The organism is Gemmatimonadota bacterium (genome assembly GCA_009838645.1).
Classification (GTDB): domain Bacteria; phylum JAAXHH01; class JAAXHH01; order JAAXHH01; family JAAXHH01; genus JAAXHH01.
In genome coordinates this window covers 305,496-329,805 of record VXRC01000049.1, presented here as the reverse complement: position 1 = coordinate 329,805, position 24,310 = coordinate 305,496, and the positions used below count along the sequence as shown (strand labels likewise).

The window sequence follows — 24,310 nt, the reverse complement described above, 5'->3', positions numbered from 1 at the left end:
TTGGGGAATCATGGAAGAAGCACTGGTAGAAACGCCACGCAAACTGGATGACACGTTACGCCTGTCTGACGAACACGCCCGGCGTTACCGCGGAGATTTCCCCATCCTGGACCGGAAGGTGCACGGCAAGCCGCTGGTCTACCTGGACAACAGTGCCACGTCGCAGAAACCCCGGGCCGTGCTCGACGCCCTGGACGACTACTACACGCGGTTGAACGCCAACGTGCACCGCGGGCTCCACACGCTCAGCGAGGAGGCGACCAACGCCTACGAGGCCGCCCGCGAACGGGTGGCGCGCTTCATCAACGCGCCGGCCCGGAACCTGGTCTTCGTGCGGAATACGACCGAGGGCATCAACCTCGTGGCGAGCGCGTGGGGCCGGAAGAACGTCGGGGCGGGCGACGAAATCCTGCTTTCGGTCATGGAGCACCACAGCAACATCGTGCCCTGGCAGATGCTTGCGCGGGAAACCGGCGCCGTGCTTCGGTATTTCGACATCCGCGATGACGGGTCGCTCGACATGGACCAGGCGGACGAACTGATCACGGAGCGGACGCGCATCGTGTCCATCGCGCACATGTCGAACGTGCTGGGCACCGTCAATCCCATCGAAGCCATCGTGGAACGGGCCCACGCCGCCGGCGCGCTGGTCTTCGTGGACGCCGCGCAGAGCGTGCCGCACATGCCGGTGGACGTGGCGCGGCTAGGCTGCGATTTCTTCGCGTTTTCCGGCCACAAGATGTGCGGTCCGACCGGCATCGGCGGACTATACGGCCGGCAGGAGCTGCTCGAAACGATGGATCCCTACATGGGCGGTGGTTCGATGATCGACGAAGTCCGCCTCGATGGGTTCACCTGCGCGGACATCCCGGAGAAATTCGAGGCGGGCACCCCAAATATCGCCCATGCTATCGTCTTCGGCGACGTGGTGGACTACCTCTCCGCCGTCGGGATGAAACACGTACACACCCACGAACGAGCACTGACGGACTACACGATCGAGCGGCTCGAGGAAATCGACGGACTGACGGTCTACGGCCACGCGCCGGACCGGGGAGGAGCGATCTCCTTCAACCTGGACAACATGCATCCCAGCGATCTGTCCACGGTGCTGGACCGCCAGGGCATCGCCATCCGCGCCGGGCACCACTGCGCGCAGCCCCTCATGCGCCGAATCGGGACGCCCTACGGCGCCACGGCGCGGGCAAGCCTGTATTTCTACAACACCTCCGAAGAAATCGATACCATGATCGGAGCCATCCACCGGGCGCGGAACCTCTTCGGCGCGTAATCGTCCGGAAGTCCGATCGCCGTACCTGGTCTATCCGGCCGATCTCCGGTTCCCGCCGTACTAGGTCCATACGGCCGGTCTCCGGTTCCCGTCTGATCCGTTTCCAGCCTGATCCGTTTCCAGCCTGATGTCGGATCCGTCAACGCGGTACCATGACGCCCTTCACGGTCGACTTGGGCATGTCGCCCATCATGCGCGCGGGCCGCACGCCTCCGGCCGTTTCCCTGGGGTTGAGGGCGTCGCACGCCGTGCCGAACTTCGGCTTGGCGAAGGGCAGGTGGGAGTTTCCCCTGGCGAGGATGTGAAGGTGATTCGCGGTCGGCCCCTCGAATTCGGCGCCATGGTTCCACGGCACCCAGGACCTCGCGTTGCAGTAATGGCCCACGAACGCCCGGCGGAACCGAGTCCCGGTCCGGTTCTCGTGCGACCGGTGCAGGAGATGGCCGTGAAAGAACAGGACATCCCCCGGCGCCATCCGCGCAGCCACCTCGCGACCGGTGTACTTCCCGGCCACTGGGGCCAATCCGTTCAGGGACTCATCCGTCGCACTGGCGCCCTCGATGATCCCGAGGTCTCCGATGGCGCCGTCGGCATGGTTCTGGCCGAGCTTGTTTTCATCCGGATAAATGGGTTCATGATGCGATCCCGGTATGACCATCATGCAACCGTTTTCTTCATCCGCGGGATCCACGGCCAGCCAGGAACCGATCAGCGTGTCGGGATAGGTGGGAATGTAGTACGAGTCCTGGTGAAAACCCTGGCCTTCGCGGCCGGGCGGCTTCAGGAACAACATGGTCTGGAGCGCCAGCACGTCCGGACCGATCAGGGCTTCGAGCACGTCCAGGATACGGGGCTGCAGCAGAAACCGCTCATGCAGCGCGTGCTTACGGTGGAGCATGTGTATGCGCAGCCAGTGCTGTCCCATTTGTTCGGAGGTCAGTCCGGGCGGCGGCGGATCGACCTCGTCGATGGTAATCCGGCCATGCATGAGTTCTTCGGTATGGCGGCGTATGTCCTCCACCTCCGCTTCAGATACGAGTCCACGGACGACGAGGTAGCCATCGCGGTGGTAGTCGATGTAGTCCTGGACGCCGATCCGGTATCGGTCCGTCGACATGGTGCGGTCCTCCTGGTTGAACGATGATGGATGAATCGATTTCGGCCAGGCGCCGTACACATTCCGGCCGGGTGTTGTACCGTTTCCGGCCGGCGCCGTACACATTCCGGCCGGGCGCCGTAATGTCGAATAAAACCCACGAGTTGTGAAAAGGGGTTGAAATTTCTTGCTCGTAAGTTAATTTACGTTATTCGTGCGAAATTCTGCACTGAAATGTTTATTGTTGTTGATTTGTATAGGCTTGGACTATATATGAGTTATGCGTTCCAGTCCCCGGGTTCTACAGCGTTATGAATCCAAATCACATTGGCGCCGATGAGGTTGAGTTCTTTCAGGAGTATGGCTATCTCCAGATTCCGGGGTTTTTCTCGAAGCGGGAAATCGCGGAACTGGCCGACGCGCTGGACAAGACGGTCGTCGAGAAGAGAGAACGTATTCTGGGCGGTGGACGCGAGTCGGACGACGATTACAACCGCGTATTCAACCAGATGGTCAACCTGTGGGTCGACTACGAGGTCATCCGGAAATACTCGTTTGACGCGCGGCTGGCGGAGATCGCCCGGAAGATATCGAAGTGCAGGCGCCTGGTCATCTACCATGACCATGGACTGATCAAGCCCGGCGGTGAACAGAGCAAGGCAACCAACTGGCACCAGGACGCACCGTACTGGCCCATGGAACAGGTCGGCGCGCTGTCGGCATGGATCGCCGTGGACGATGTAACGGTGGACAACGGTTGCATGCAGTTCATACCCGGATCGCATAAGTACGGCCGGCTGGCGCCGGTGCCGCTGAGCACGGAAGGTGCTAGCGTCCTGAAAGATATCGAGAGTACGGACGTCGAAGTCGAAGTCGAACCCGTCGTGATGGACATGGAAGCGGGCGGCGTGACTTTTCATCATGGATGCACGTTCCATTACGCTACGCCGAATCGCACCGCATCGCCCAGGAGAGCCCTGGCGATCATTTACATACCGGAATACGTGAACTACAACGGCCGATGGGACGCGGGCGGCGACCAGAACCTGAAACCGGGCGAACCGTTCGGAGGACCGCTGCATCCCATCCTGGCGTCGGGTTGAGCAGACGCGTGGCCGGGCAGATCCTGGCCGGACCGGGCCAGGCAGGTCCAGATGTACAGAAACCAGGGAAAACCTATGGAGTACAGATTGCTGATTTTGCCGAACAAGGCAGTATTATAAACCTGTAAAGGGGGTTGGTTTCATGGAGATCAGTGTCGACCGAGCAAACGAAGTACTTATTGCGAAGGTTGAAGGTCGAATCGACGGCGCCAACGCGCGGGAATTCGAAGACGCGCTCAACGGCGCCATCGGTGAAGACGACAGCAAGGTGCTGCTGGATTTCAGTGCCTTGTCCTACATAAGCAGCGCGGGCCTGAGGGTCATCCTGCTGATCGCGCGACTGCTCCAGAAGCGTAATGCCGCGTTCGCATTGTGCTCGCTTTCGGATCCGATCCGGGAAGTCTTCGAAATCAGCGGTTTCGACAAGATCATATCCATTCACGATTCCCAGGCCGAAGCAGTGGATAAGATCGGCCGGTAAACGCCTCTATCTGTTTCCACACTGCGTCGCAGCGTTGATTCCAAAGCGCTGTGTGGCGTATAGCGAAACAGTATAGTCCGCGGCGGTTTCCGGGGGTGAAATGACGCAGACTCCGTACAAAATCCTTGTTGTGGACGACGAGCCGGATCTCGAACACCTGATGCGGCAGCGCATGCGCCGTGACGTGCGTTCCGGCCTGTATACGCTGTATTTCGCCCAGAATGGCGTAGAAGCCCTGGAACGCCTGAACGAAGTGCCCGATATAGACATGGTCCTCTCCGATATCAACATGCCCCGGATGGACGGCCTAACGCTGCTGGCGCAGATACCGAACATTGCCCCCGACATCCGCGCCGTGGTGGTTTCCGCCTACGGGGACATGAAGAACATCCGCACGGCCATGAACCGGGGCGCCTTCGATTTCATTACCAAGCCAATCGATTTCCAGGACCTGCGGGTAACGATTGAGCGTACGCTGAAGAACATGGAGGAATGGCGCGAAGCCCTGGAGTCGCGGGACAAGCTTGTACGGCTGCAGAACGAACTGAACGTGGCCAGCAAGATGCAGCAGTCTATCCTGCCCACCGAGTTCCCCGAATCCGATCATTGCGAGATTTTCGCGAACATGGAACCGGCCCGGGAGGTCGGCGGCGACTTTTTCGACGTATTCGGCCTGCCCGGCGGCAAAATCGGCCTGGCCATCGCCGATGTATCCGACAAGGGCGTTCCCGCCGCCCTTTTCATGATGTCCAGCAGGACCCTGCTGAAGGGCTCGGCGATCGGCGCCATTGAACCGGGTGCCGTGCTCAAGGAGGTCAACGACCTGCTTACCGAGGAAAACGAAGCGGCCATGTTCGTCACGACTTTCTACGCGGTATACAACCCCCAGACCGGACAGGTGGACTTTTCCAACGGAGGGCACAATCCTCCGCTGGTGGTGCACTCCGACGGCTCGTCGACCCTTCTCCCCGGTACGGACGGCCTGGCGCTCGGGGTTTTTCCGGGCGTAAATTTCGGCCAGTCCGTCGTTGTGCTCTCCCCGGGCGATCTCCTGTTGCTTTATACCGACGGCGTAACGGAAGCGATGAACGCCGATGGGGAGGAATTCGGGATGGACCGCCTGCAGGCGGTTTTCACGGATGCCCCTCCCGACAGTACGGAAGCCGCCAACAAAGCGGTGTTCAAGGCGGTCCATGATTTCGCCGGAGAAACGCCGCAATCGGATGACATTACCTGTGTTACCGTGCTTCAACGCCAGGTCTGATCATGAGCAGAAGACTGTCCCTGAGCCTGCCCACGAAGCTCGACCAACTGGAGCGCATCTACGAAGCGGTGGATGAACTCGGCGAGTCCGAAGAATGGCCGCCGGGTATGGTCTACCAGGTCAAGCTGGTCCTCGAGGAACTGGGCGTGAACATCGTCACGCACGGCCACGGCGGCGATCCCGATCATGAATTCGAAATCGTGATGAGCTCGGATTCCGAGGCGCTGACGATCGAGTTGAGCGACGAAGGGCGGGCATTCAACCCCCTGACCGACTCGCCGGAACCGGATGTCGACTCCGGACTCGACGATCGGCCCGTGGGCGGCCTGGGCATCTACCTCGTCCGGACCATGATGGATGAACTGAGCTACCGGCGGGAAGACAACAGGAACATACTCACGATCGTCAAACGGAAGGAAAACGGATGAGACGAACGCGCGAACACTGGGCGGTCGTCCTGCTCGCCCTTTGTGCGACGGCGTTCTCTCCCGCTCTATCCTCCGAAAACAGCGGCGCGAACGCCTCTCAGGTTGAAGAGCCCGGTGTGACGGCCGAACGCATACTCTTCGGCCAGTCCGCGGCCTTCAGCGGTCCGGCCCGCGAACTCGGGCGGAATATGAACCTCGGGATCGAGGCGGCCTTCCAGGAAGCGAACCGCCGGGGCGGCGTACACGGAAGACGGCTCGAGTTGATCACGCTCGATGACGCCTATGAACCGGAAGCCGCGATCGAAAATACCCGCAAACTGATCGAGGAGGAAGGGGTCTTCGCGCTGATCGGCGCCGTCGGAACACCCACCTCCCGCTCGGCCGTTCCCATTACCTCGGAGGCCGGCGTACCTTATATCGCGCCATTCACCGGCGCGATTTTTTTACGAGACAACACGGATACGGGCGTCATAAACCTGCGCGCCTCCTATTTCCAGGAGACCGAGGAAATCGTCGACCGGCTTTCGCGCGATCTCGGCATCACGCGCATCGGCGTGATGTATCAGAACGATTCCTTCGGCCGGGTCGGATACCGCGGCGTACGGCGCGCGCTGGAGCGCCGGCAGCTCGATCCCGTGGCGATCGGCGTATATCCCAGGAACACTACCGCGATCAAGGCCGGTCTGCTCGATTTGCAGCGGGGAAAACCGGACGCTGTCGTGGTGATCGGCGCCTACCAGCCGGTGGCCACGCTCATTTCATGGGCTCGGCACGTGGGTTTCAATCCCGTTTTCGCAACGATCTCGTTTGTAGGGAGCAATGCGCTGGCCGGTGAACTGGGCCCCGACGGCCGCGGTGTCCTGGTCTCTCAGGTCGTGCCCTTTCCCGCGGCAGGAAACATCGCCATCGCCGTCCAGTACCGCAGAGCGCTCTCCGCGCACGCGCCGGGCACGACCCCGGGATTCGTTTCCTTCGAAGGATACCTCGCCGGCAAGCTGACGATCCACGCCCTCGAGGGCTGCGGCCCCGACGTAAGGCGCTCCTGTCTCATGGAAAGCCTGAACCGGGCGGGAACGATCGACATGGGCGGTCTCCGTCTTGAATTCGGCGAAGGGGACAATCAGGGTTCGGACGCGGTCTTCCTTACGGTGATTGGACAGGATGGCCGTTACCATCCCATACGTACCCTCCGGGACGTGATGCCATGATCAAGCAGTGGCTGTTGTGGTTGTACGACAAGGGTCCATCCCGCATATCGGGGCAGCTGTATCTCGGCATCGGGGCGGCGGTAGCGCTGACCATGATGACCAGTATGGTGGCGTGGTTCGCCTTCAACGAGGTCGGCGAAGCCCAGCACGAAGTAAACGAGGTCGCCGTACCCGAGATCGCGGCGGCCTTCGGCGTAGCCCAGCGGAGCGGAACGCTGGCGGCGGCCGCGCCGCGCCTGACGGCCGCTGAAACTCCCGAAGCACTCGAATCCGTAACGGCGAGCATCTCCGAAGAGCGGGAAAGTTTCGCGGTGCAGCTGGAAGCCATCGCCGGCTACGGCATGGAAGACGAACGCTTTCTGCGCATCCGTGAAGCCGGCAACACGCTGATGTCGAATATCGAAATGATCGAGGAGTCCGTAGCCAGGCGCTTCGAACTCCAGGCGCAGGGCCGGCAACTTCGTCTTGAACTGGAACGGCTGCAATTCGAGCTGACGAGCATCCTGGTCCCGGCGATTGACAACCAGTTGTTCTACACGGTAACGGGATACCGGGATATTGATCAGCCGGTGGCGCCCCGCGAGGAATATCTCTCCGAAGAGGAACTGCAACGATACAGGCACCTGGCCGATCTGCAGGCCGAAGCGACCGTCAGTACCCGAATCCTTTCCAACGTCTTCAATCTGTCCGACGCCGATCGGCTGGAACCCCTGCTGGAGCGCTTCGAGTCGGCCGACGGCGGCGTAGAGAGAAGCCTCGCCGGCCTGGGTACGGCGCCCCTTCGGCAACGGCTCGAACCGGTATTCACCCAGCTCTTCGAACTGGGCAGCGGCCAGGGAAAGATCTTCGAGATTCGCGGCGAGGATCTCGACCTGATCGCCCAGCAGCGGGCCTTGATCGAAAACAACCGGGATCTGTCCGTCGAACTGGTGGCCGAGGTGGAAAGTCTCGTGAATTCGGCACAGGAGAGTACCGAGGCCGCCACGATTGCATCGACACAGACGATCCAGGTGGGCAGGCAGCTGCTCCTCGCCTTGAACGCGGTCAGCCTGACCGGCGCATTGCTGATCGCGTGGCTGTTCGTCGGAAAGGTGCTGCTGCGCCGGCTGGAGTTTCTATCGGAACACATGCGGCGCATGGCGGGGGGGGATCTGAAGCAGAAAGTCGAACTGGACGGCCGCGACGAGGTGGCGGACATGGCCGCCGCGCTGGAAGTCTTCAGGCTTCACTCCATCGAAGCGCAAAGGCTGAACCTCGTGGAGAAACTGGCCGAGGAACTGCGCGGAAAGAACGACGAGCTGGAGAGCACGCTGGCGGAACTCCAGAAGGCGCAGGATCAGATCGTCATGCGGGAAAAACTGGCGGCCCTGGGCGAGCTCACCGCGGGCGTGGCGCACGAGATCCAGAACCCGTTGAACTTCGTCAAGAACTTCGCGGAGTCTTCGGAAGAACTTCTCGATGAAATGAAGGAAGAATTGCCAGCGGCCGGCGGCACGATCGACGAGGAGCAGGACGGGCTGATCCGCGAGATCGGCGGCGACCTGACGGAAAACCTGCGCCGGATCCGGGAGCATGGCGAACGGGCCAACCGCATCGTGCGCGATATGCTTCAGATGGGCCGCGGCTCGGGAGAGAAACAATCGACCGACGTCAATGCTCTCCTGGAAGAACACGCCCGCCTCGCCTACCACGCCGCACGGGCATCGAACGCGGACTTCCAGCTCGAAATCCACGAAGACTTCGAATCCGATCTGGGTGAGATCGAGATCGTCTCCCAGGAAATGGCCCGGGTATTCCTGAACATGGTAAACAACGCCTGTCACGCCACCAACGAGAAGCGGGAGGATCCGGACACTGAATCCGGTTACGTCCCCGGCATCTGGTTGTCCACCCGACGCGAGGAAGATCAGATCGTCGTCCGGATAAAGGACAACGGCAAGGGAATACCGCCTCACGTGATCGACAAGATCTTCAACCCCTTCTTTACCACCAAGCCTACCGACCAGGGCACCGGCCTCGGCCTGGCCCTGTCGAACGATATCGTCCGCGAACACGGTGGTTCGATCGTGGTGGATTCGGAACCGGGACATTACACCGAAATGGCCATCAGGCTGCCGATGGCCGCGGTCGAGACCGGGCCGGAAACCCCCGCCACATCCCCTTCCGACCAATCAGCCTGAACAGGTTAGATGCCCCGATGGACCGGCCGCTCGTGGTCCGGCCGCTCGTGGTCCGGATACCATTGAACCTACCTGTTTCCGGGACGCCAGGAACGGAGCGTCAACGAGTTCAGGACGACGCTGACGCTGGAGCACGCCATCATCGCCGCGGCGAATGCGGGGACGAGGAATCCCAGCGCCGCGAGGGGCAGTCCGATTACGTTGTAGATAAACGCCCAGAACAGATTCTGCTTGATTTTCCGAATCGTCTTCCGGCTTACGTCGATCGCCCCGGCCACCAGGGTCGGATCGGGTCTCATCAGCGTGATCGCGGCCGTTTCCATGGCCACGTCCGTACCGGAGCCCATGGCGATCCCCACGGACGCACGGGCGAGGGCGGGCGCGTCGTTGATTCCGTCTCCGACCATGCAAACTTTGGCGCCGCTCTCCATCAAACGGCTTACGATACGCTCCTTTTCTTCCGGCGTAGCAGCACCGTAGGTTTCGTCTATGCCGGCCTGCCGTCCGATACGCTCCACGACGGCCTCCGCGTCGCCGGACACCAGCAGAGGCTTGACCCCCAGCTTCCTGAGACCATCCACCGCCAAGGCCGCATCGGGCCGCAACGCGTCGATGAGTTCGAAGCGTGCGAGGAATGCGCATCCGGCATCAGTTCGGGCCGCCAGCCAGACCAGGGTGGAACCCCCGCTATCCCATGCGTCGGGAGGCTCGATGCCCGGACAGCACTCATCGAAGAGCCTCCGGTTTCCAAGCAAGTAGCCTGCGCCTTCGATTTCTCCCTGGACCCCTTTCGCCACCATGCTCCTGAATCCACTTACGTCGGCCAGGGCGATGTCCCGTTCCGTGGCCGTGCGCAGAAACGCGGTGGCCAGGGGATGCTCGCTGCCCTGCTGCAGCGACGCGGCGATGCGAAGCAGATCGCCTTCGTTCCGCTCGGCCAGGGGCGTAACGGATGCGATGGCGGGCCGGCCTTCGGTCAGGGTGCCCGTCTTGTCGAAAACGACGTGCGTCAAGTCATTGGCCTGTTCCAGGGATTCGATGTCCCTGACCAGAATGCCCGCCCGGGCCGCCACGCCCGCACCGGCCACGATGGCCGTCGGCGTCGCCAGGCCCAGTGCGCAGGGGCAGGCGATGACGAGGACGGAGACGGCATTGATCAACGCAGGTTCCAGGCCGGCCCCCGAAAGAACCCACGCGACGAAGGTGATTAGGGCCAGACCGACGACGGCCGGTACGAATACGGCGCTTACGCGATCCACCAAACGCTGGATGGCCGGCTTGGCGGCCTGTGAGCTTTCGACCAGGCGGATCACCCGCCCTAGCGTCGAATCGCTGCCCACGGCCCGGGCTTCGATTTCCAGGAGGCCGTTGATGTTCATCGATCCGGCGATTACCGTGTCGTCCGGGTGTTTGGGTGCCGGGACGCTCTCACCGGTGATGAGCGCTTCGTCGACTTCGGCTTCGCCCCGGAGCACGACGCCGTCCGCGGCCACCCGGTCGCCCGGACGGCAGATGACGACGTCGCCGGGCTGCAAGGCATGTACCGGCGTATCCCGCTCAGAGCCGTCCGCCGTACGTACCCGCGCGGTAACCGGCCGGATCGCCAGCAATTCCCGAATCGCCCGGCTCGCGCTGCGGCGCGCCCGGCTTTCGATGTGCTTGCCGATGAGTACGAGGGTAATGATGATCGCGGAGGCTTCGAAGTATAGTTGACCCGCCGCGCCGGCGCCCAGGCTGTAAGCAAGGTAGGCGCTGTACGCGTAGGCCGAAGTGGTTCCCAGGGCCACCAGGACGTCCATGTTCGCACCGCCGCCGCGCAGCGCGTGGAAAGCGCTCCGGTAGTAACGGGCACCGATGCCGATCTGCAGCACGGTCGCGAGCGTCGCTTCCGCGTATACCGGCATGTGCCCGTCGAAACCGGTCCAGCTCCGCAGCAGCCCGGCCAGCATCTGCAGCAGGAAGGGAATCGTCACGCAAATCGCGACGACCATGGCGACACGGTCCCGACGGGACTGTCCGGGATCCTCTTCGGGCTCGTGCCGGTCGTCCTGAACTGCGCTCAGCCGGTACCCCGCGGCGGCCACGGGGCCGGACAGCGCGTTGCCTTCCACGCCGGGCGCAACCGTTAGCGTCGCTCGTTCGAGGGCGAGGTTTACGTGAGCGGCAGCGACACCGGGGACCTGGGAGAGGACCTTCTCTACCCGCGCCGAGCACGCGCTGCAGGTCATGCCCTCGACGTGGAATACACGGGTTTCGGTATCCACGCCGAAATCCGTTCCCTGGGTGGAGGTCGACATGGGCGCTGCTCGCGGTGCGGGGTGATGCTAGTGGGAATGCAACGTGTCCAGCCCGTGCATGGTCTCGGATTCGAAATGGAAAAGAGCGTACGCGAGACCGATGCCGATCAGGAAGGCCAGGATGAGAATGCCGCGGTCATGGCTGTGAAACTGGATCTCGGGCAGCAGGTCGCTCAGTGAAATGCACAGGAAAACACCGGCGGCGAAGGCCATGACGTAACCCACGACGTGCAGTTCGTCGAGTTGACTCAGGAGGCCGACGCCGAAAAAGGTCAATATGGTGACGAGCGGACAAAGCAGGGCGAAACCGATGTTGGTCAGCGTGCAGGTCCGGTTCCCGTAACCGGATACCCGCATCAGTCCGATGATGGAGTACGCGTCCAGGGGCTTATGCAGCATGATCGCAAGAAACACGCCCAGTCCCGCGAGCATCGTGCCCCCGTCGTGCATCAAGCCGACGCGCATGCTGGCGCCGAGGGCGATCCCCTCGGTGATGGTATGCAGGCCGAGGCCCGTGGCGACGCCGAACACGCTTCGGGGATTGACGTCCATCGCACCCTGGTGGTCGTGGTGGTCATGGTGATCCGGTATCCGGACCGCTTCCTGGTCTGGTTCGTGCTGATGAAACCGGAAGATACGCAGCAGTACGATGATCATGATGACGCCCAGTACCGCGCAACCCACGGCGATTTCACCGGCATGCGGACCGGGGATATCTTCGAGGCTGTGCAACAGCAGATGGTACATGGCGACGCCCAGGAGAAACCCCGCCACGAGACTCATGACCAGTTGCGTCCGGGTGTGGGTCATGGTGACGATGGCCGAAAGCTTGCCGCCGAGAAGGGACACGGCGAGGATCGCCGTCGAATACGCGAGGAGTAACAGCAAGATATCGTTCATCTCGTTGGACGGGTCCTGACGTTGACCGGAGTTGGCATTGACCTGGACGACAGAGGATGTCGGGACGGCGCCATAAGGTCCTAGAAGAAAATCATGAGCAGGGCAATGGTGATCAGGCCGCCGACCATGAACCCCAACGCGCTTACGACCCCGGAAACGGTGGCCGAATCCGCGAGGCGGAAAGTCTGTTCTTCGATGGTAAACATGACCTGCGACCGGTTTATCTCACCGTCGACGAATCGCTTCAGCCCTTTCTCGGCGCCGTGGGTTTCCTTCACGGAAACCACGGCCACCAGGATCATCGTCATGGCGGAGGCCAGGGTGCCCAGGGCGAAGGCGAGTAGCGAAAACAGGCTGAACCAGTGGTAGGAGGATCCCTGGTCGCCCGTCGCCGTGCTCATGAAACCGATGATCAGCGCGGCGCCGCCCGCATTGCCGAACAACAGGAGGCGGGCCGATTCGGTGATCATCCTGAACATGGTGCCGCGTCGGAGCGCAACGACCTTGTATAGCTCGCGCAGCCACTCCTCGCCGATTTCCTCGACGGTGAACTCATCTACCTTCTTCAATGGCCGTACCTCGCTTGCAGGTTGTTATTCGCCCAGGTTGGTGAGCCGGATATAGGTGGATCCGGTATTCGTACCCGGCGGAAATTCCAGGCTCCAGTCGTCCAGCATGACTTTTTCGGGCGACAGCGCGACACTCAGGAAATGCTCCCTTGTCAATTCGCCGCCCATGCGTTCGAGCACGTCGATGACGTATCTACCCAGGATGTAGCCTTCGAAAGCCACCTCGTTCACCAGGGTTGCCACGGATTCAGCCTGGCCGTATTCCGGCCGCAACGCGTTTCTGAACCGTCGTGCGATCCGGCTGCTGTTGCTGTTCGGATCCGGAATCACCTCGGTCACCAGGATCCTTTCACTGCGGTTTTCCACCATCATTTTCAGTTCCTGGGAAAGGACGAAAGAGAGATTTGCCACGATGTAGTCGTGACCCAGCGAGTGGGACAGGTTGATGATCTCGGAGTTCGCGGCGTACGACCCCACGATCAATATGGCGTCGAGGTCTGCCTTGGAGATCATGAACAGGCCCGCGTGGACCGCGTGGGTATTCCGCGAATGGGCGGTCTTGGCAAGTATCGGGAGGTCATGGGCTTCGAGGGCGATCTGGAAGTTCTTCAGTACCGATCGGCCGAAGGAATCGTCCTGGTAAATCACGCCGAACCGGTTCTTGCCCAGGTCGTTTACGATGTAATCGACCATGGTCACGACTTCGTCCAGATACGCCGCCCGCAGGTTGACGACGTTGGGGAACCGGTCGAAATTGCGGAGAAAATCCGCACCGGTGAAGGGCCCGACAAAGGGGATGTCGGCACTGCGCAGCACGGGAGCGATTCGCTTGGCGGTCGGCGTTCCTACGCCGCCGATCACCGCGAACACGTCGTTCTCCGCCGCAAACCGCTCGGCGTTGGCGGCGGCCTGCTCGGGTTCATACCCATCGTCCAGCGAAAGCAGCCTGAGCGTTCTTCCGTTGATGCCGCCTGCGCGGTTCAGTTCTTCGAATGCCGAAAGGATGCCCGCCCGGTAGTACAGGCCCAGGTTGCGGTTGGGACCTGTGAAGCACGCGCTCTGGCCGAACACGATGGCTTCGGAGGTTACGCCGGTCTCCGCCCGGACCGGCGCAGGATGCGCCAGCGCAGCGATGACGAGCGCGGCCGCAAGTGACACAAGGCCGAACAGTCTGTTGCCGGGGATCACGCTATTGCTTTGGATCACTTTGGCTCCCTTCGGTACCCGTTTTTTCTTCTTCGCTTTCATCTTCGTGCATGGTCTCGGCCAGCGCTTTTTCACCGGTCTGACTCGCCTCGTCTATGCTGCTGGTCGTTACGTGGCCGTGGCTGAAAATGGACGGCGTGTCGAAAATGAGCGATCGAGGCGCGGCCACCGGAAGATGATCCCGCTCCGTGTTGCGGCTATGGAACCTTCCATCGATGAGGAATCCATCCCGGTCGATGTTCTCATAACGGTGTATATCCGGTGGAAGCGTTGAAAAAACCGGCCTGTCCAGGGAGTCGGGACCGGAAGCGGCCAGGGCGCCCGGTGAATCGAAAGCCAGGTCGGCGGGCGTCAGTCCCGATCCTTCGTCGATGAGATTGACCTCGATATTCGCGTCGTTGCCGGGATTGACCGCCGCCAGGTTCGCCTCGGCAAAGATCGTGCGCATGCGCTGCCAGTACCGGGTGATACCGACCTGGGCCGGCTGCCTTCGGTATTCGGCCAGCAGCATGGTGAAAGCGCCGGCGCTGCTCTCGGCCTGGAGGACCCGTTCCCGCGCCGTGGCCCGGGCATCCATGATGATCGCTTCCGTCTGCCCTTTCGTCCGGGCGATGAGCTTCTCCCTGCGCTGATTGGCGTTGCTGATGGACTGCATACGTTCTGATATGGCGTCATTGACGTCCCGGAACGCTTCCACGGTCTCCTCGATGGGTCGGATGTCCACGATGTTCAGGTCGACCAGCTCGATGCCGATGTCGATCGCCTCCAGGCGTCCTGCGAGGTAGTCATGGAGGTGGCGCTCGATGATACTCCGGTTGGACGTCAGGATCAGGTCGATGAAGTTCTGCCCCACGATGTTGACCATTTCCTCCCGCACGATCATGGTCATCAGCATCGTCGGGTCCGTAACCGCGAAGAGGTAGCTTCGCAGGTTATCGATCTTGTACTGCACGGCAACGTCCAGCTCGACCAGGTTCGTGTCGCCGGACAACAACGTGACGTGCGTATCCCCCATCGTTGCTTCGCTTGCGATGGGCACGCGGACGATGCGCTTTACCTTGCGGATGTGGGTTTCATAGATGAACGGCACGCAGTAATGGATACCGGGGCCGATGTTTTCGTCCACCACTTTGCCGAACCGCACGAGGACGCCCTGTTCTTCTTTTTTGACGATATAGAACCCACTCGCCATCACCGCGGCGACGGCCAGGGCGGCCAGGCTCCAGAACAGCCGGTTCCAGCCGAAGGCCCGGGCCGAATCGAACAGGGCGTAGATGACGCGCGTGCTATAGGGTAGAGGCCGGTTTTCGTTTGTCATGGAATCAGCGCTCGTTTTACCGGGGAACCGTTCGGCTGTCCAGGTACCTGAACAGCTCGTTGTCGGCCGGCAGCATGAGGGTCGTGTTCTTGTCGATAATCAGGTCGTAACTGTCGAGTGCACGGATGAACCGGTAGAAAGCCGGGTCATTCCGATAGGCCCTGCCGAGCAGCGCCATCGCTTCCGCCTCGGCCTCGCCGAGAATGGCCGTGGCTTCCGCGTGGGCTTCCGCCATGAGCTTCTCGTGTTCGTTGATCGCCAGCGCTTCGATGCGTATGGCCATCTCTTCGCCCTCGCTCCGGTATCGGGCCGCGATGCGCGCGCGCTCCGAGATCATGCGCTGAATCACGGCCGGGCGGTTCTCCACGGGAAGCGTATACTCGATGATCCCGGCTTTCAGTACCTCGATGCCGTAGTTCGCACTGGCGATCGGCGCGACGTTGCCGAGTATGTCACGGGCCGCTTCATGCAGGTCTTCATGTTCCAGCCCGAGGCTGATGAAGGCGTCCCGGGCCTTGTTGCTGATTACGATCCCGCTGCTCGACAGATAGAGGTCCCGCAGTCTTTCAGTGGCGTTTTCGCCGGTACGAATCGCCTCCACGTAGAGAATGGGATCCACGATACGCCAGAGCAGGTAGCCGCTGATCAGGATATTCTTCTGGTCTTCGGTAATCAGTTCATGGGACACATCGGTCAACGTCTGCAGCCTTCGGTCTACCTTGTAGACTTTCGAGATCGGGCGGGGCCACTTGACGTGCAGTCCCGGCTGCTTCACCGGAGGAGAAATCCGGCCGAAGTTCGTCAGGACCCCTTGCTGGGTCTCGTTGATCACGTAGAAACAGTCGTAGACGATCGCCGCCAGCACGAGCGCGACAATGGCCCTCCGGATACCACGTCCTTTACCGGTCATTTGCCTTTACCTCCTGTCGTGGCCGTCCGGGGCGGCGGCCTCCGCCGTTCTCTTCTTCCAGATCGCGACCTTGTTGAAACTCTGTCGGTTGGGCACGATGATCTTGGGGTTCCCCGCGAGTGCGGTTTCCAGCTTCTCGCGCCAGAGCATGTTCCTGAGGACTTCCGGCGCCGTCCGCATCGCCGATGAAATGACCAGGATGGCATCCGCTTCCGCCGCGGAGGTCGCCACCTTCCTGAAAGCCTCTCCATCGGCCTGCTCTCTTTCATACTCGGCGTTGCCGTAGGCACGCGGCACCAGGGAGACCATGAACCTCTGCGCGTTGACGATGATCCGCTCCCGGTCTTCCTGGGCGCTGGAGATCTCCCGGAACGAGTTCATCGCTTCCGCGGCCGGAGTGATGTCCAGCAGGCTTACCTTCACGAGATCGACAGTGCTTAGAATGGTCTTGTCTCCATGCATCTCGGCGTCCACGACGAAGAGATTCGTCAGTTCGTCGACCATGTCCGCCCGGTATGCGGTAAGCAGGCGATCGAGGTCGCGGGCATTGATGAAAGTGCGCAGGTGCTCGCGGACCGCGTCTTCAATGATCTCCTCCGGGTCGATCGTACGATAATGGTAAGTGTACGGGTCTTTCACGCGGTACTGTACGTCCAGGGTGAGCGTGAGCATGTTCAGGTCGCCCGATACGTACTCGTACGGGGTGTCGGACATGATGGACTTCACTTCCTTGACCGGCCACTTGTCCACCCGCACCAGGGGGCGGGGCGCCAGGTAGTGCAGCCCGGGTTGCAGGTCTTTCCAGTATACCTGTCCGAACAACAGGCCGTATCCGACGTGCCCGGGCGGCACGGTCGTGAACCCGCTGCCGAGGAACAGGACCAGCAGCAGGCCCCAGAGCATCATGCCCAGCGGCGTGGCGGGCGAGACCGTACCCCGGAAGGACCGGTCCCGCGTCAGCCGCTTCCAGGCGTTGCGCCAGGGCCTGGACAACGGACGGACGTTGACCATCATGTCTTCGTACCCTCTGCGCATGGCGCCCGCGCGGTACCGCCAGAGGATCAGCGCGATTAATAAGATCGCGCCGCCCCACTGGATGAACTGGATCGCGGGGGATTCGGAAGGGAGCAGGTTGACCGAAATCGCGAAGCCCGTCGCCAGCAGCATGAAATCGATGGCGATGCCGATCACGGCCGTAACCACGATGACGGTGGTCACGTAGATGGCCGCGAAACGCGCACCGAATTGGCTCATGATGATGGCGATGGTGCTCGTGTTGGTAGCCGGTCCGGTCATCAGGAATATCAGCGCGGCGCCGGGGCTCACGCCTCGGGCTACCAGCGCGGCCGCTATCGGGGTGCTGGCCGAAGCGCAAATGTAGAGGGGCACGCCTACGATGATCATGACGGGGTAGGACAGCCAGCGCGCGTACTCGTTCGACATCAGGTCGGCCGGAATGACGAGAAAGAGCACGCCGCCCAGTGCGATGCCGACGAGCAGCGCGAAGAGGATATCGTCGGCGATCTCTACAAAGCCGTAGTGCATGATGTGTTTGACGATCTTCTTGAAATCGAGACCGGGATATTCCTCCGCCACCCGGTCCACTTTGACGGCCTCACTGGACTTTTTCGCCTGTTCCCCGGCGATTTCGCGGTAGAATTCGGGTTTGATCCACGATCCGAACTTCCAGGTGGAGGCCACGGTGGTTATACTCTTGATCCATCGCGCCATCAGGACCTTCATGGCGGCGGGACTGACGTAGCAGTCGTCCTTGTCCGATATCAACGGATCGTGGACCGCGTGTTCATGATCGTGGTCGTGATCGTGGTCATGGCCGTGGTGGTCGTGATCATGGCTGTGATGGTCGTGATCTTCCTCGCCCGGTTTGACTTCACCGCTGTCGTCCCGGATCAGACCAATGCAGAAGATGCCCGCCACGACGGCCGTTATGAAACTGATGGCGGGGCGTACCACGGCGGCGATGAACCCGAAAAACGCGTTGGTGACGAGGATGGAGTCCGCTCCGGTTTCCGGCGCGGTGATCAGGAAGGCCATGCAGGACGACCGGGAAGCGCCCTTCCGGCGCATTTCGGCCACGACGGGAACGACGGAACAGCTGCAGAGGGGGACCGGCACGCCAACCGCGGAACTGACGGAGACCGACCGGAGGCTGTCGTCCTGGAGCCATTTGAGGATCGCTTCCCGGGAGATGAACACGTGGATCAGGCCGGAGAGCAGCAGACCCAGGATCAGCATCGGCCCCAGCAACAGGAACGACATCCAGATGAAGTCGAAATACGCGGTAAGTGAATTCGCCAGCGTAACGCCCATCAATACATCTCCCGCTGTTTTGACTGACGCGGAAACCTCGGGTTCTTATTTCTCAGGTCGTGAATGCAGGACGATCAGACTGAAGCAACGGATATCATCAAAGGATTCGCGCGGATGATACGTGTAAAAGTGATTATACCGAGAGAACCTGAAAGTGCAATAGAAATGTACATAACGGAAAGCAGGTTCGCGATCGATCCGGCCGAATACCGCACCGTATTCCGCATTCATGCCGGCCGGGCGTTGAACACGCGGCAGACTTCCCCTTGATCTGCCGCATGACCCAATATAACATGTTAGCCGGTGTAAAGCATGAGCAAGATATGAGCATTGCATGAGCAAGGCGTGAGGGTCAAACCCAGACCGCTTCAAGCCTTGCGATTCCAGTACAGGGATTTCACGGGTCCGACGATCGGAGACGGAGACCCTCGTAATGGATTTCGACGCATACGACCTGGATAGCGCTTTCTACGACGAGATGTTCCTCCCTGACGGTACGCCGCGCGCTCATTGCCGCAGTCTGCACGAATCACTGCTCCGGCTTCCCGTCGAAGAACTCGTTCGCATGCAGGAACGGGTCACGCATTCCTTTTCCAGCGAAGGCATCACGTTTACGGTATACGGCGGAGATGAAGCCGGCGAGCGCATCATGCCCGTCGACTGCCTGCCCCGGATCCTGCCCGCCGAAGAATGGCGGCAGCTCGAAGCCGGACTTGCCCAGCGGCTGAAGGCGTTGAACCGGTTTCTCGCCGATGTATACGGTCCCGCCCGTATTGTCGAAGACGGTGTCGTCCCGGTCGACCTGGTGCGCGGCTGTCCCCAGTACCGCGTCGAAATGCGGGGGGTGCCCGTGCCGCACGGGACGTATGTTGCGGTCTGCGGCACCGACCTGGTCCGCACGAATGAAGGATTCCACGTGCTCGAGGACAACCTGCGCGTGCCGTCCGGCGTATCCTACATGGTCGCCAACCGGAAAGCGGTCAAGGCCAACCTGCGCCGGCTTTACCGCAGCTGCCGGGTGCGGGAAGTCGAGCAGTACGGGCGCCTGCTCCGCGAAACGCTTAAGGAACTCGCGCCTCGCGGGGAAGACGATCCCTGCGTGGTGCTGCTGACGCCCGGCGTATACAATGCGGCGTTTTACGAGCACATCTACCTGGCGCACGAGATCGGGGCGACCCTGGTCGAGGGCCGGGACCTGCTGGTCGACGGCGGATATGTGTACATGCGCACCACCTCGGGGCTGCAACGGGTGGACGTCATCTACCGCCGGGTGGACGACGATTTCCTGGACCCGCTCGTATTCCGGCCGGACTCCCTGCTGGGTCTCCCGGGTCTCATGGGCGTCTACCGGGCCGGGAACGTCACCCTGGTGAACGCGCCGGGCACGGGCGTCGCGGACGACAAGAGCGTATACGCGTACGTCCCCGACATGATCCGCTATTACCTGGCCGAAGAACCGCAGCTGCAAAACGTAAAGACCTATATCTGCCGCCGGCCGGAGGACCTCGAATTCACCCTGGACAACCTGCGGGAACTCGTCGTGAAGCGGGTGGGCGAGTCTGGGGGATACGGCATGCTGGTCGGACCGGAATCGACGCCCGATGAACGGGAAGCCTGCGCCCGTGATTTGCGGGAAAACCCCGCGGACTTCATTTCGCAACCCGTACTGGACCTTTCGCGCGCCCCCTGCCTGATCGGGGGCCGCGCCGCGCCGCGGCACGTGGACCTGAGGCCCTTCGTGCTCCATGGCCGCGAGACGCGAATCGTGCCGGGTGCGTTCTGCCGGGTCGCGCTGCGGGAGGGCAGCCTGGTGGTAAACTCCAGCCAGGGAGGCGGAGGCAAGGACGTCTGGATACTGGGGGACTGAATGCTGTCCAGAAGCGCACAGGGCTTGTACTGGATGGGCCGGTATCTCGAACGCGCCGCACACCTCAGCCGGCTGATGCAACTGCAGGTGGAAACGCTGGTGGATCGTCCGCTGCGCGAGATCCACTTTGGATGGAACCGTGTGTACAGCAGCATGAACCAGTTACCGCCCGCCGGTACGCTGGAAGCCTTCGGGAGCGACGACTATGCGCTGGCCGACTCCTATACCCTGGCCGATCATCTTACTTTCGAACCCACGAATCCGGATTCCATATGGAACTGCTTCGCGTACGCCCGGGAGAACGCGCGGCAGGTCCGCAATTACATCAGCGCCGAGATGTGGCTGTCGCTGAACATGACCTTCCTGCGCCTGCAGGGATTGACTATCCAGGAGATTTGGAAGACGGCCCCGGAGTCTTTCTACGCGGGAACGGCAAAGGATATCGCCACCTTCACCGGCGTGGCCGAGTCGACCATGTACCGCGATGAAGGGTGGCATTTCATTCAGCTGGGCAGCTACATCGAACGGGTGCAGCTTTCCGCATCAATCCTGTTGTCGCAGATTGCGGCACAGGACGGGCAGGACGAATCGTTTGACGCGGACTGGGCGAACTTGCTGCATGTGTTCCGCGCCTTCGACGCCTACGTGCATTCCTACAGCGTCGTGGTTCAGCCCGGACAGGTGCTCGACCTGATCGTAACGGACGAACTGCTTCCGGGTTCGGTGCGCCGGTCCCTCGACGGGATCGCCTCCGTGCTGGACGCCATCGGTTCGGGTCCGTCTCCCGGCGCGGGCAGGGAAGCGGCGGTGCTCATTGCCTCCCTTAGCGCGATCGTCCGGGACGGCAGGAACGACGTTACGGCATGGCGCGCCACGCTGGAACAGGTGAACGGCGACAGCCGGAAGCTTCACCAGCAGATTATGGGTGTCTACATCGACTATCCCCTGGAATCCCTGTCTGTCCGCTGACGCCATGGCCGAAAACGTGCGATACCGGATCGAGCATGTCACGAAGTACCGTTATGGCTTCCCCGTGCGAAACTGCGCGATGTCCCTGGCGCTCAGACCGCTCGAGGATCGCTGGCAGCACGTCACCGCCTTCCGGATCGGGACGGAACCGGTAGGCACGGTCTTTCCGGTCTCGGACGCCTTCGGCAATACGCGCCACCAGCTTCACCTGAACCGCAATCACCAGTCGCTGTCCATCACCGCGCGCTCCACGGTGGACGTTACGCCACGGGACACACCGCCCGGGGAATGCGAAGAAGGCGCTTGGGAGACCATCCGGGGCTGGCGAGACTCGTTCCACCAATGGGACTTTATGGATCACAGCGGCCTGGCCCTTCCTTCGCCCGCCCTGGAAAGGTTCGTGCAACGGAACGGCATTGCACCCGCGGGAGACCCGCTGGCCGCGCTGAAACGGCTGTCAGGCGCACTCTTTGAACGCTTCGAGTACGTGCCCGGGAGCACCACGATCTCTTCCACGATCGAACACATCCTGGATACCGGCCGCGGCGTATGCCAGGATTACGCCCACGTCATGATCGCCGTAGCGCGGACCTGGGGCATTCCCGCCAGGTACGTATCCGGCTATCTCCATGACGAGTCCGCGGCAGGAGGGGGAACGACCTCCCACGCCTGGGTGGAGTGCCGGTTGCCCGGACCCGGCTGGACGGGATTCGATCCCACGAACGCGACGCTGGCCGACGAACGACACGTACGGGTGGCGGTGGGGCGGGACTACCAGGACGTGTCCCCCACGCGAGGCATCCTGTTCGGAGGGGGCGATATCGAGCTTGAAGTGGAGGTGAATATGGAATCGATACCTGAAAATACCGTCGATTCATCCTATTCGATGCACGAGGAGCTGTAAAGATGAATGACCTGGACAACCCCGGGCGTCAGGATGGCCCCGTCACACCGATCGGGGAATCGCACACGGTGGACACGCTGAAGGCTTACTTGCTGAGCCGTATCCCTCGATTTGACCTTCCCGATCCCGCGACCTGGGAGGAAGAGGCCGGTAAGTTGCGACAGACCGTGCTGGAAGAAGTGATTTTCAAGGGCGTGCCCGACGCGTGGAGAAACGGCGCGCCCGACGTCGAGTGGAGCGACGTGATCGAAACCGGCAAGGGGTACCGGATTCGCAAGCTGACCTACCGCGCACTCCCCGGTCAGGACGGCCAGCCGGGTCATCCCGGTCAGCCCGGTCAGCCCGGCCTGGTCATTCCCGCCCTGCTTTACGAACCGGATGATCCGACGGTTTCGGCGCCGGGCGTGTTGAACCTGAACGGGCATGTGGGCCCGCCGGGCAAGGCGGTAGATTACAAGCAGATACGTTGCGTCAACCTGGTCCGCCGGGGCGTGTTTGCGCTGAATCCGGAGTGGATGAGCTTCGGAGAACTGCAGGGCCCGGGCTACCAGCACAACAACGCGAGCTACCTGGATCTGTGCGGTGTGGCCGGCATTGCCGTGTTCTACCTGGTCATGTGCCGCGCGCTGGAGGTGCTGCTGGGCCTGGAGCAGGTCGACCCGGAGCGTGTCGCAGTGACCGGACTGTCCGGTGGAGGCTGGCAGACGATCGTGCTCGCCGCCCTGGACACGAGGGTGCGCCTCGCCGCGCCCAATGCCGGTTACATCGGCCTGGACAGCCGCGTCAACCACAGGGCCGACCGTGGTGACATCGAACAGAACGCCTCGGACTTCGCCGTGACGGCCGACTATCCCATGCTCACGGCCCTGCTGGCGCCCCGTCCGGCCCTGCTGATGTATAACGAATATGACGATTGTTGCTTCCAGACCGCCAGGGCGCGTCCCTCGGTCTATGAACCTGTTCTGCCGCTGTACGCTTCGCTCGGAAGACCGGACGCCTTTGCATTCCATAACAACCTGGATCCGGGCACCCACAACTACGAGCGGGAACACCGGGAGCGTTTCTACAGGTTCTTGAACCGGCATTTCCTGGACGGCCGGCCTGGTGCGCCGTCCCGCGAAGAAGAGATTCCCTCGGAAGACGAAGTCCGCACCGAAGAAGCACTGTGGGTCGGAACGCCGGCGGATAACGCCGATTTCGTCTCCCTGGCACGGTCCCTGGCCCGTGGACTGAAACGCCGGAAGCCGCCGGAGAATCCCGCCGCGTTCCCCCGGTGGCAGGCGGCGGGCAGGGAACGGCTGACGTCCTTGCTGCGTTACCGGTCCCTGACCGTTGAACGCGTGACCGGTCAGGCTTCGCGCACAGGAAACGGCCGCCGGCCGGCATACGCCTGTTACCATTTGAGGGACGGATGGGAACTACCCGCCGTGACCACCGTACCCACGGGCCAGGGCTCCGGAAGGAAGCTTCTGATCCTGGCGGATGAAGGGCGGCAGGGGACGGAAGTCCTGGCAGAGGAAGCCCTGCGGGACCAGGCCACGGCCACGGAGGTGGAAGTGGTCATGCAGGGCGCCTGCGGACTGGGCAAGGCACCGCATCAGTGGACGATGATGATGGCGTCGAGCGGAGGCCGGATGCTGGGTCTCCAGGTCGCCCAGCTCGCGGCGGTCATGCAGCATATGAGCCCGGCCCGTCCGGACCCGGTCCGTCCGGGCGTGGCGGCCCCGCTGGGGCTCGCGTCGCAAGGTCCCGTGTCCTCGGTCATCGCCCTGATGGCAGCGTCCCTTTGCGGCCGGGCGGTCGACAAAATTATACTGCATCGCGGCCTTGCCAGCCTGCACCGGTTGATCGATGAACCCGGACGGTACGAATCCCTCTCGCCCCTGTTCTGCTTTGGACTGTTGGCAGAATTCGATATCGAGGATCTCATCGCGCTGGTCCGCCCCGCCCGGGTCGAACTCAGATCGGCCGCCGAACTTTGACGGCAC

19 protein-coding genes are annotated in these 24,310 nt (G+C 61.9%); 11 read left to right on the top strand and 8 right to left on the bottom strand.

Annotated features, from left to right (window positions below; all coding sequences use genetic code 11):
- The first annotated feature begins 10 nt into the window (after positions 1-10).
- Positions 11-1,291, top strand: coding sequence for a cysteine desulfurase (locus F4Y38_15380; GenBank protein ID MXY50660.1), 1,281 nt, complete (start codon positions 11-13; stop codon positions 1,289-1,291).
- 139 nt (positions 1,292-1,430) lie between these two features.
- Here F4Y38_15380 and F4Y38_15375 read toward each other — a convergent pair whose 3' ends face one another.
- Complete coding sequence (locus tag F4Y38_15375) at positions 1,431-2,408, bottom strand: phytanoyl-CoA dioxygenase family protein (GenBank protein MXY50659.1); 978 nt, start codon at positions 2,406-2,408, stop codon at positions 1,431-1,433.
- Between the two features lie 290 nt (positions 2,409-2,698).
- Here F4Y38_15375 and F4Y38_15370 point away from each other — a divergent pair, with 290 nt between their 5' ends.
- The 6 genes from F4Y38_15370 (at position 2,699) to F4Y38_15345 (ending at position 9,051) form a co-directional block, all read left to right on the top strand.
- Positions 2,699-3,490, top strand: coding sequence for a phytanoyl-CoA dioxygenase family protein (locus F4Y38_15370; GenBank protein ID MXY50658.1), 792 nt, complete (start codon positions 2,699-2,701; stop codon positions 3,488-3,490).
- 142 nt (positions 3,491-3,632) lie between these two features.
- Positions 3,633-3,971, top strand: coding sequence for an STAS domain-containing protein (locus F4Y38_15365; GenBank protein MXY50657.1), 339 nt, complete (start codon positions 3,633-3,635; stop codon positions 3,969-3,971).
- Between the two features lie 100 nt (positions 3,972-4,071).
- Positions 4,072-5,235, top strand: a complete 1,164-nt coding sequence (locus F4Y38_15360) for a SpoIIE family protein phosphatase (GenBank protein MXY50656.1) — start codon at positions 4,072-4,074, stop codon at positions 5,233-5,235.
- 2 nt (positions 5,236-5,237) lie between these two features.
- Complete coding sequence (locus F4Y38_15355; protein MXY50655.1) at positions 5,238-5,663, top strand: ATP-binding protein; 426 nt, start codon at positions 5,238-5,240, stop codon at positions 5,661-5,663.
- Positions 5,660-6,871: an ABC transporter substrate-binding protein gene (locus F4Y38_15350; GenBank protein ID MXY50654.1), complete on the top strand. Its 1,212-nt coding sequence runs from the start codon at positions 5,660-5,662 to the stop codon at positions 6,869-6,871. Before F4Y38_15355 ends, F4Y38_15350 begins: the two co-directional genes overlap by 4 nt.
- On the top strand, positions 6,868-9,051 hold the full coding sequence (locus F4Y38_15345) for a HAMP domain-containing protein (GenBank protein ID MXY50653.1): 2,184 nt from the start codon (positions 6,868-6,870) through the stop codon (positions 9,049-9,051). Before F4Y38_15350 ends, F4Y38_15345 begins: the two co-directional genes overlap by 4 nt.
- A gap of 68 nt (positions 9,052-9,119) precedes the next feature.
- Here the strand turns inward: F4Y38_15345 and F4Y38_15340 are convergent, their stop codons facing one another.
- From F4Y38_15340 to F4Y38_15310, 7 genes are all read right to left on the bottom strand, one after another.
- Positions 9,120-11,348, bottom strand: coding sequence for a copper-translocating P-type ATPase (locus tag F4Y38_15340; protein ID MXY50652.1), 2,229 nt, complete (start codon positions 11,346-11,348; stop codon positions 9,120-9,122).
- Positions 11,349-11,375: 27 nt separating this feature from the next.
- Positions 11,376-12,248: a hypothetical protein gene (locus F4Y38_15335; GenBank protein ID MXY50651.1), complete on the bottom strand. Its 873-nt coding sequence runs from the start codon at positions 12,246-12,248 to the stop codon at positions 11,376-11,378.
- 80 nt (positions 12,249-12,328) lie between these two features.
- Positions 12,329-12,817: a hypothetical protein gene (locus F4Y38_15330; protein MXY50650.1), complete on the bottom strand. Its 489-nt coding sequence runs from the start codon at positions 12,815-12,817 to the stop codon at positions 12,329-12,331.
- 24 nt (positions 12,818-12,841) lie between these two features.
- Entirely contained in the window at positions 12,842-14,065 is a 1,224-nt protein-coding gene (locus F4Y38_15325) for an ABC transporter substrate-binding protein (GenBank protein MXY50649.1), read from the bottom strand.
- Positions 14,007-15,341 carry an FtsH protease activity modulator HflK gene (gene hflK, locus F4Y38_15320; GenBank protein ID MXY50648.1) on the bottom strand — a complete coding sequence of 445 codons (1,335 nt, stop codon included), beginning with the start codon at positions 15,339-15,341 and terminating at the stop codon, positions 14,007-14,009. Before hflK ends, F4Y38_15325 begins: the two co-directional genes overlap by 59 nt.
- A 16-nt stretch (positions 15,342-15,357) precedes the next feature.
- Positions 15,358-16,251: a protease modulator HflC gene (locus F4Y38_15315; GenBank protein MXY50647.1), complete on the bottom strand. Its 894-nt coding sequence runs from the start codon at positions 16,249-16,251 to the stop codon at positions 15,358-15,360.
- Positions 16,252-16,257: 6 nt separating this feature from the next.
- Entirely contained in the window at positions 16,258-18,582 is a 2,325-nt protein-coding gene (locus F4Y38_15310) for a hypothetical protein (protein ID MXY50646.1), read from the bottom strand.
- Positions 18,583-19,015: 433 nt separating this feature from the next.
- Here F4Y38_15310 and F4Y38_15305 point away from each other — a divergent pair, with 433 nt between their 5' ends.
- Genes F4Y38_15305 through F4Y38_15290 form a run of 4 tightly spaced genes read left to right on the top strand, consistent with a single transcriptional unit; the run spans position 19,016 to position 24,304 of the window.
- Positions 19,016-20,449 carry a circularly permuted type 2 ATP-grasp protein gene (locus tag F4Y38_15305; GenBank protein ID MXY50645.1) on the top strand — a complete coding sequence of 478 codons (1,434 nt, stop codon included), beginning with the start codon at positions 19,016-19,018 and terminating at the stop codon, positions 20,447-20,449.
- The gene (locus F4Y38_15300; GenBank protein ID MXY50644.1) at positions 20,450-21,418 is read left to right on the top strand and encodes an alpha-E domain-containing protein; all 969 of its coding nucleotides are present in this window, start codon (positions 20,450-20,452) and stop codon (positions 21,416-21,418) included. It abuts the gene before it with no gap.
- Complete coding sequence (locus F4Y38_15295) at positions 21,375-22,322, top strand: transglutaminase family protein (protein ID MXY50643.1); 948 nt, start codon at positions 21,375-21,377, stop codon at positions 22,320-22,322. Before F4Y38_15300 ends, F4Y38_15295 begins: the two co-directional genes overlap by 44 nt.
- 2 nt (positions 22,323-22,324) lie before the next feature.
- Positions 22,325-24,304, top strand: coding sequence for an acetylxylan esterase (locus F4Y38_15290; GenBank protein MXY50642.1), 1,980 nt, complete (start codon positions 22,325-22,327; stop codon positions 24,302-24,304).
- Positions 24,305-24,310: the final 6 nt, after the last annotated feature.

Bases quoted from the DNA above. Each gene is read 5' to 3' on its own strand.
- F4Y38_15305 (MXY50645.1), top strand. From the start codon at position 19,016: ATGGATTTCGACGCATACGACCTGGATAGCGCTTTCTACGACGAGATG.
- F4Y38_15300 (MXY50644.1), top strand. From the start codon at position 20,450: ATGCTGTCCAGAAGCGCACAGGGCTTGTACTGGATGGGCCGGTATCTC.
- F4Y38_15290 (MXY50642.1), top strand. From the start codon at position 22,325: ATGAATGACCTGGACAACCCCGGGCGTCAGGATGGCCCCGTCACACCG.
- F4Y38_15375 (MXY50659.1), bottom strand. From the start codon at position 2,408: ATGTCGACGGACCGATACCGGATCGGCGTCCAGGACTACATCGACTAC.
- F4Y38_15350 (MXY50654.1), top strand. From the start codon at position 5,660: ATGAGACGAACGCGCGAACACTGGGCGGTCGTCCTGCTCGCCCTTTGT.
- F4Y38_15355 (MXY50655.1), top strand. From the start codon at position 5,238: ATGAGCAGAAGACTGTCCCTGAGCCTGCCCACGAAGCTCGACCAACTG.
- F4Y38_15370 (MXY50658.1), top strand. From the start codon at position 2,699: ATGAATCCAAATCACATTGGCGCCGATGAGGTTGAGTTCTTTCAGGAG.
- F4Y38_15315 (MXY50647.1), bottom strand. From the start codon at position 16,251: ATGACCGGTAAAGGACGTGGTATCCGGAGGGCCATTGTCGCGCTCGTG.
- F4Y38_15335 (MXY50651.1), bottom strand. From the start codon at position 12,248: ATGAACGATATCTTGCTGTTACTCCTCGCGTATTCGACGGCGATCCTC.
- hflK (MXY50648.1), bottom strand. From the start codon at position 15,341: ATGACAAACGAAAACCGGCCTCTACCCTATAGCACGCGCGTCATCTAC.
- F4Y38_15325 (MXY50649.1), bottom strand. From the start codon at position 14,065: ATGAAAGCGAAGAAGAAAAAACGGGTACCGAAGGGAGCCAAAGTGATC.
- F4Y38_15345 (MXY50653.1), top strand. From the start codon at position 6,868: ATGATCAAGCAGTGGCTGTTGTGGTTGTACGACAAGGGTCCATCCCGC.
- F4Y38_15310 (MXY50646.1), bottom strand. From the start codon at position 18,582: ATGGGCGTTACGCTGGCGAATTCACTTACCGCGTATTTCGACTTCATC.
- F4Y38_15340 (MXY50652.1), bottom strand. From the start codon at position 11,348: ATGTCGACCTCCACCCAGGGAACGGATTTCGGCGTGGATACCGAAACC.
- F4Y38_15380 (MXY50660.1), top strand. From the start codon at position 11: ATGGAAGAAGCACTGGTAGAAACGCCACGCAAACTGGATGACACGTTA.
- F4Y38_15360 (MXY50656.1), top strand. From the start codon at position 4,072: ATGACGCAGACTCCGTACAAAATCCTTGTTGTGGACGACGAGCCGGAT.
- F4Y38_15365 (MXY50657.1), top strand. From the start codon at position 3,633: ATGGAGATCAGTGTCGACCGAGCAAACGAAGTACTTATTGCGAAGGTT.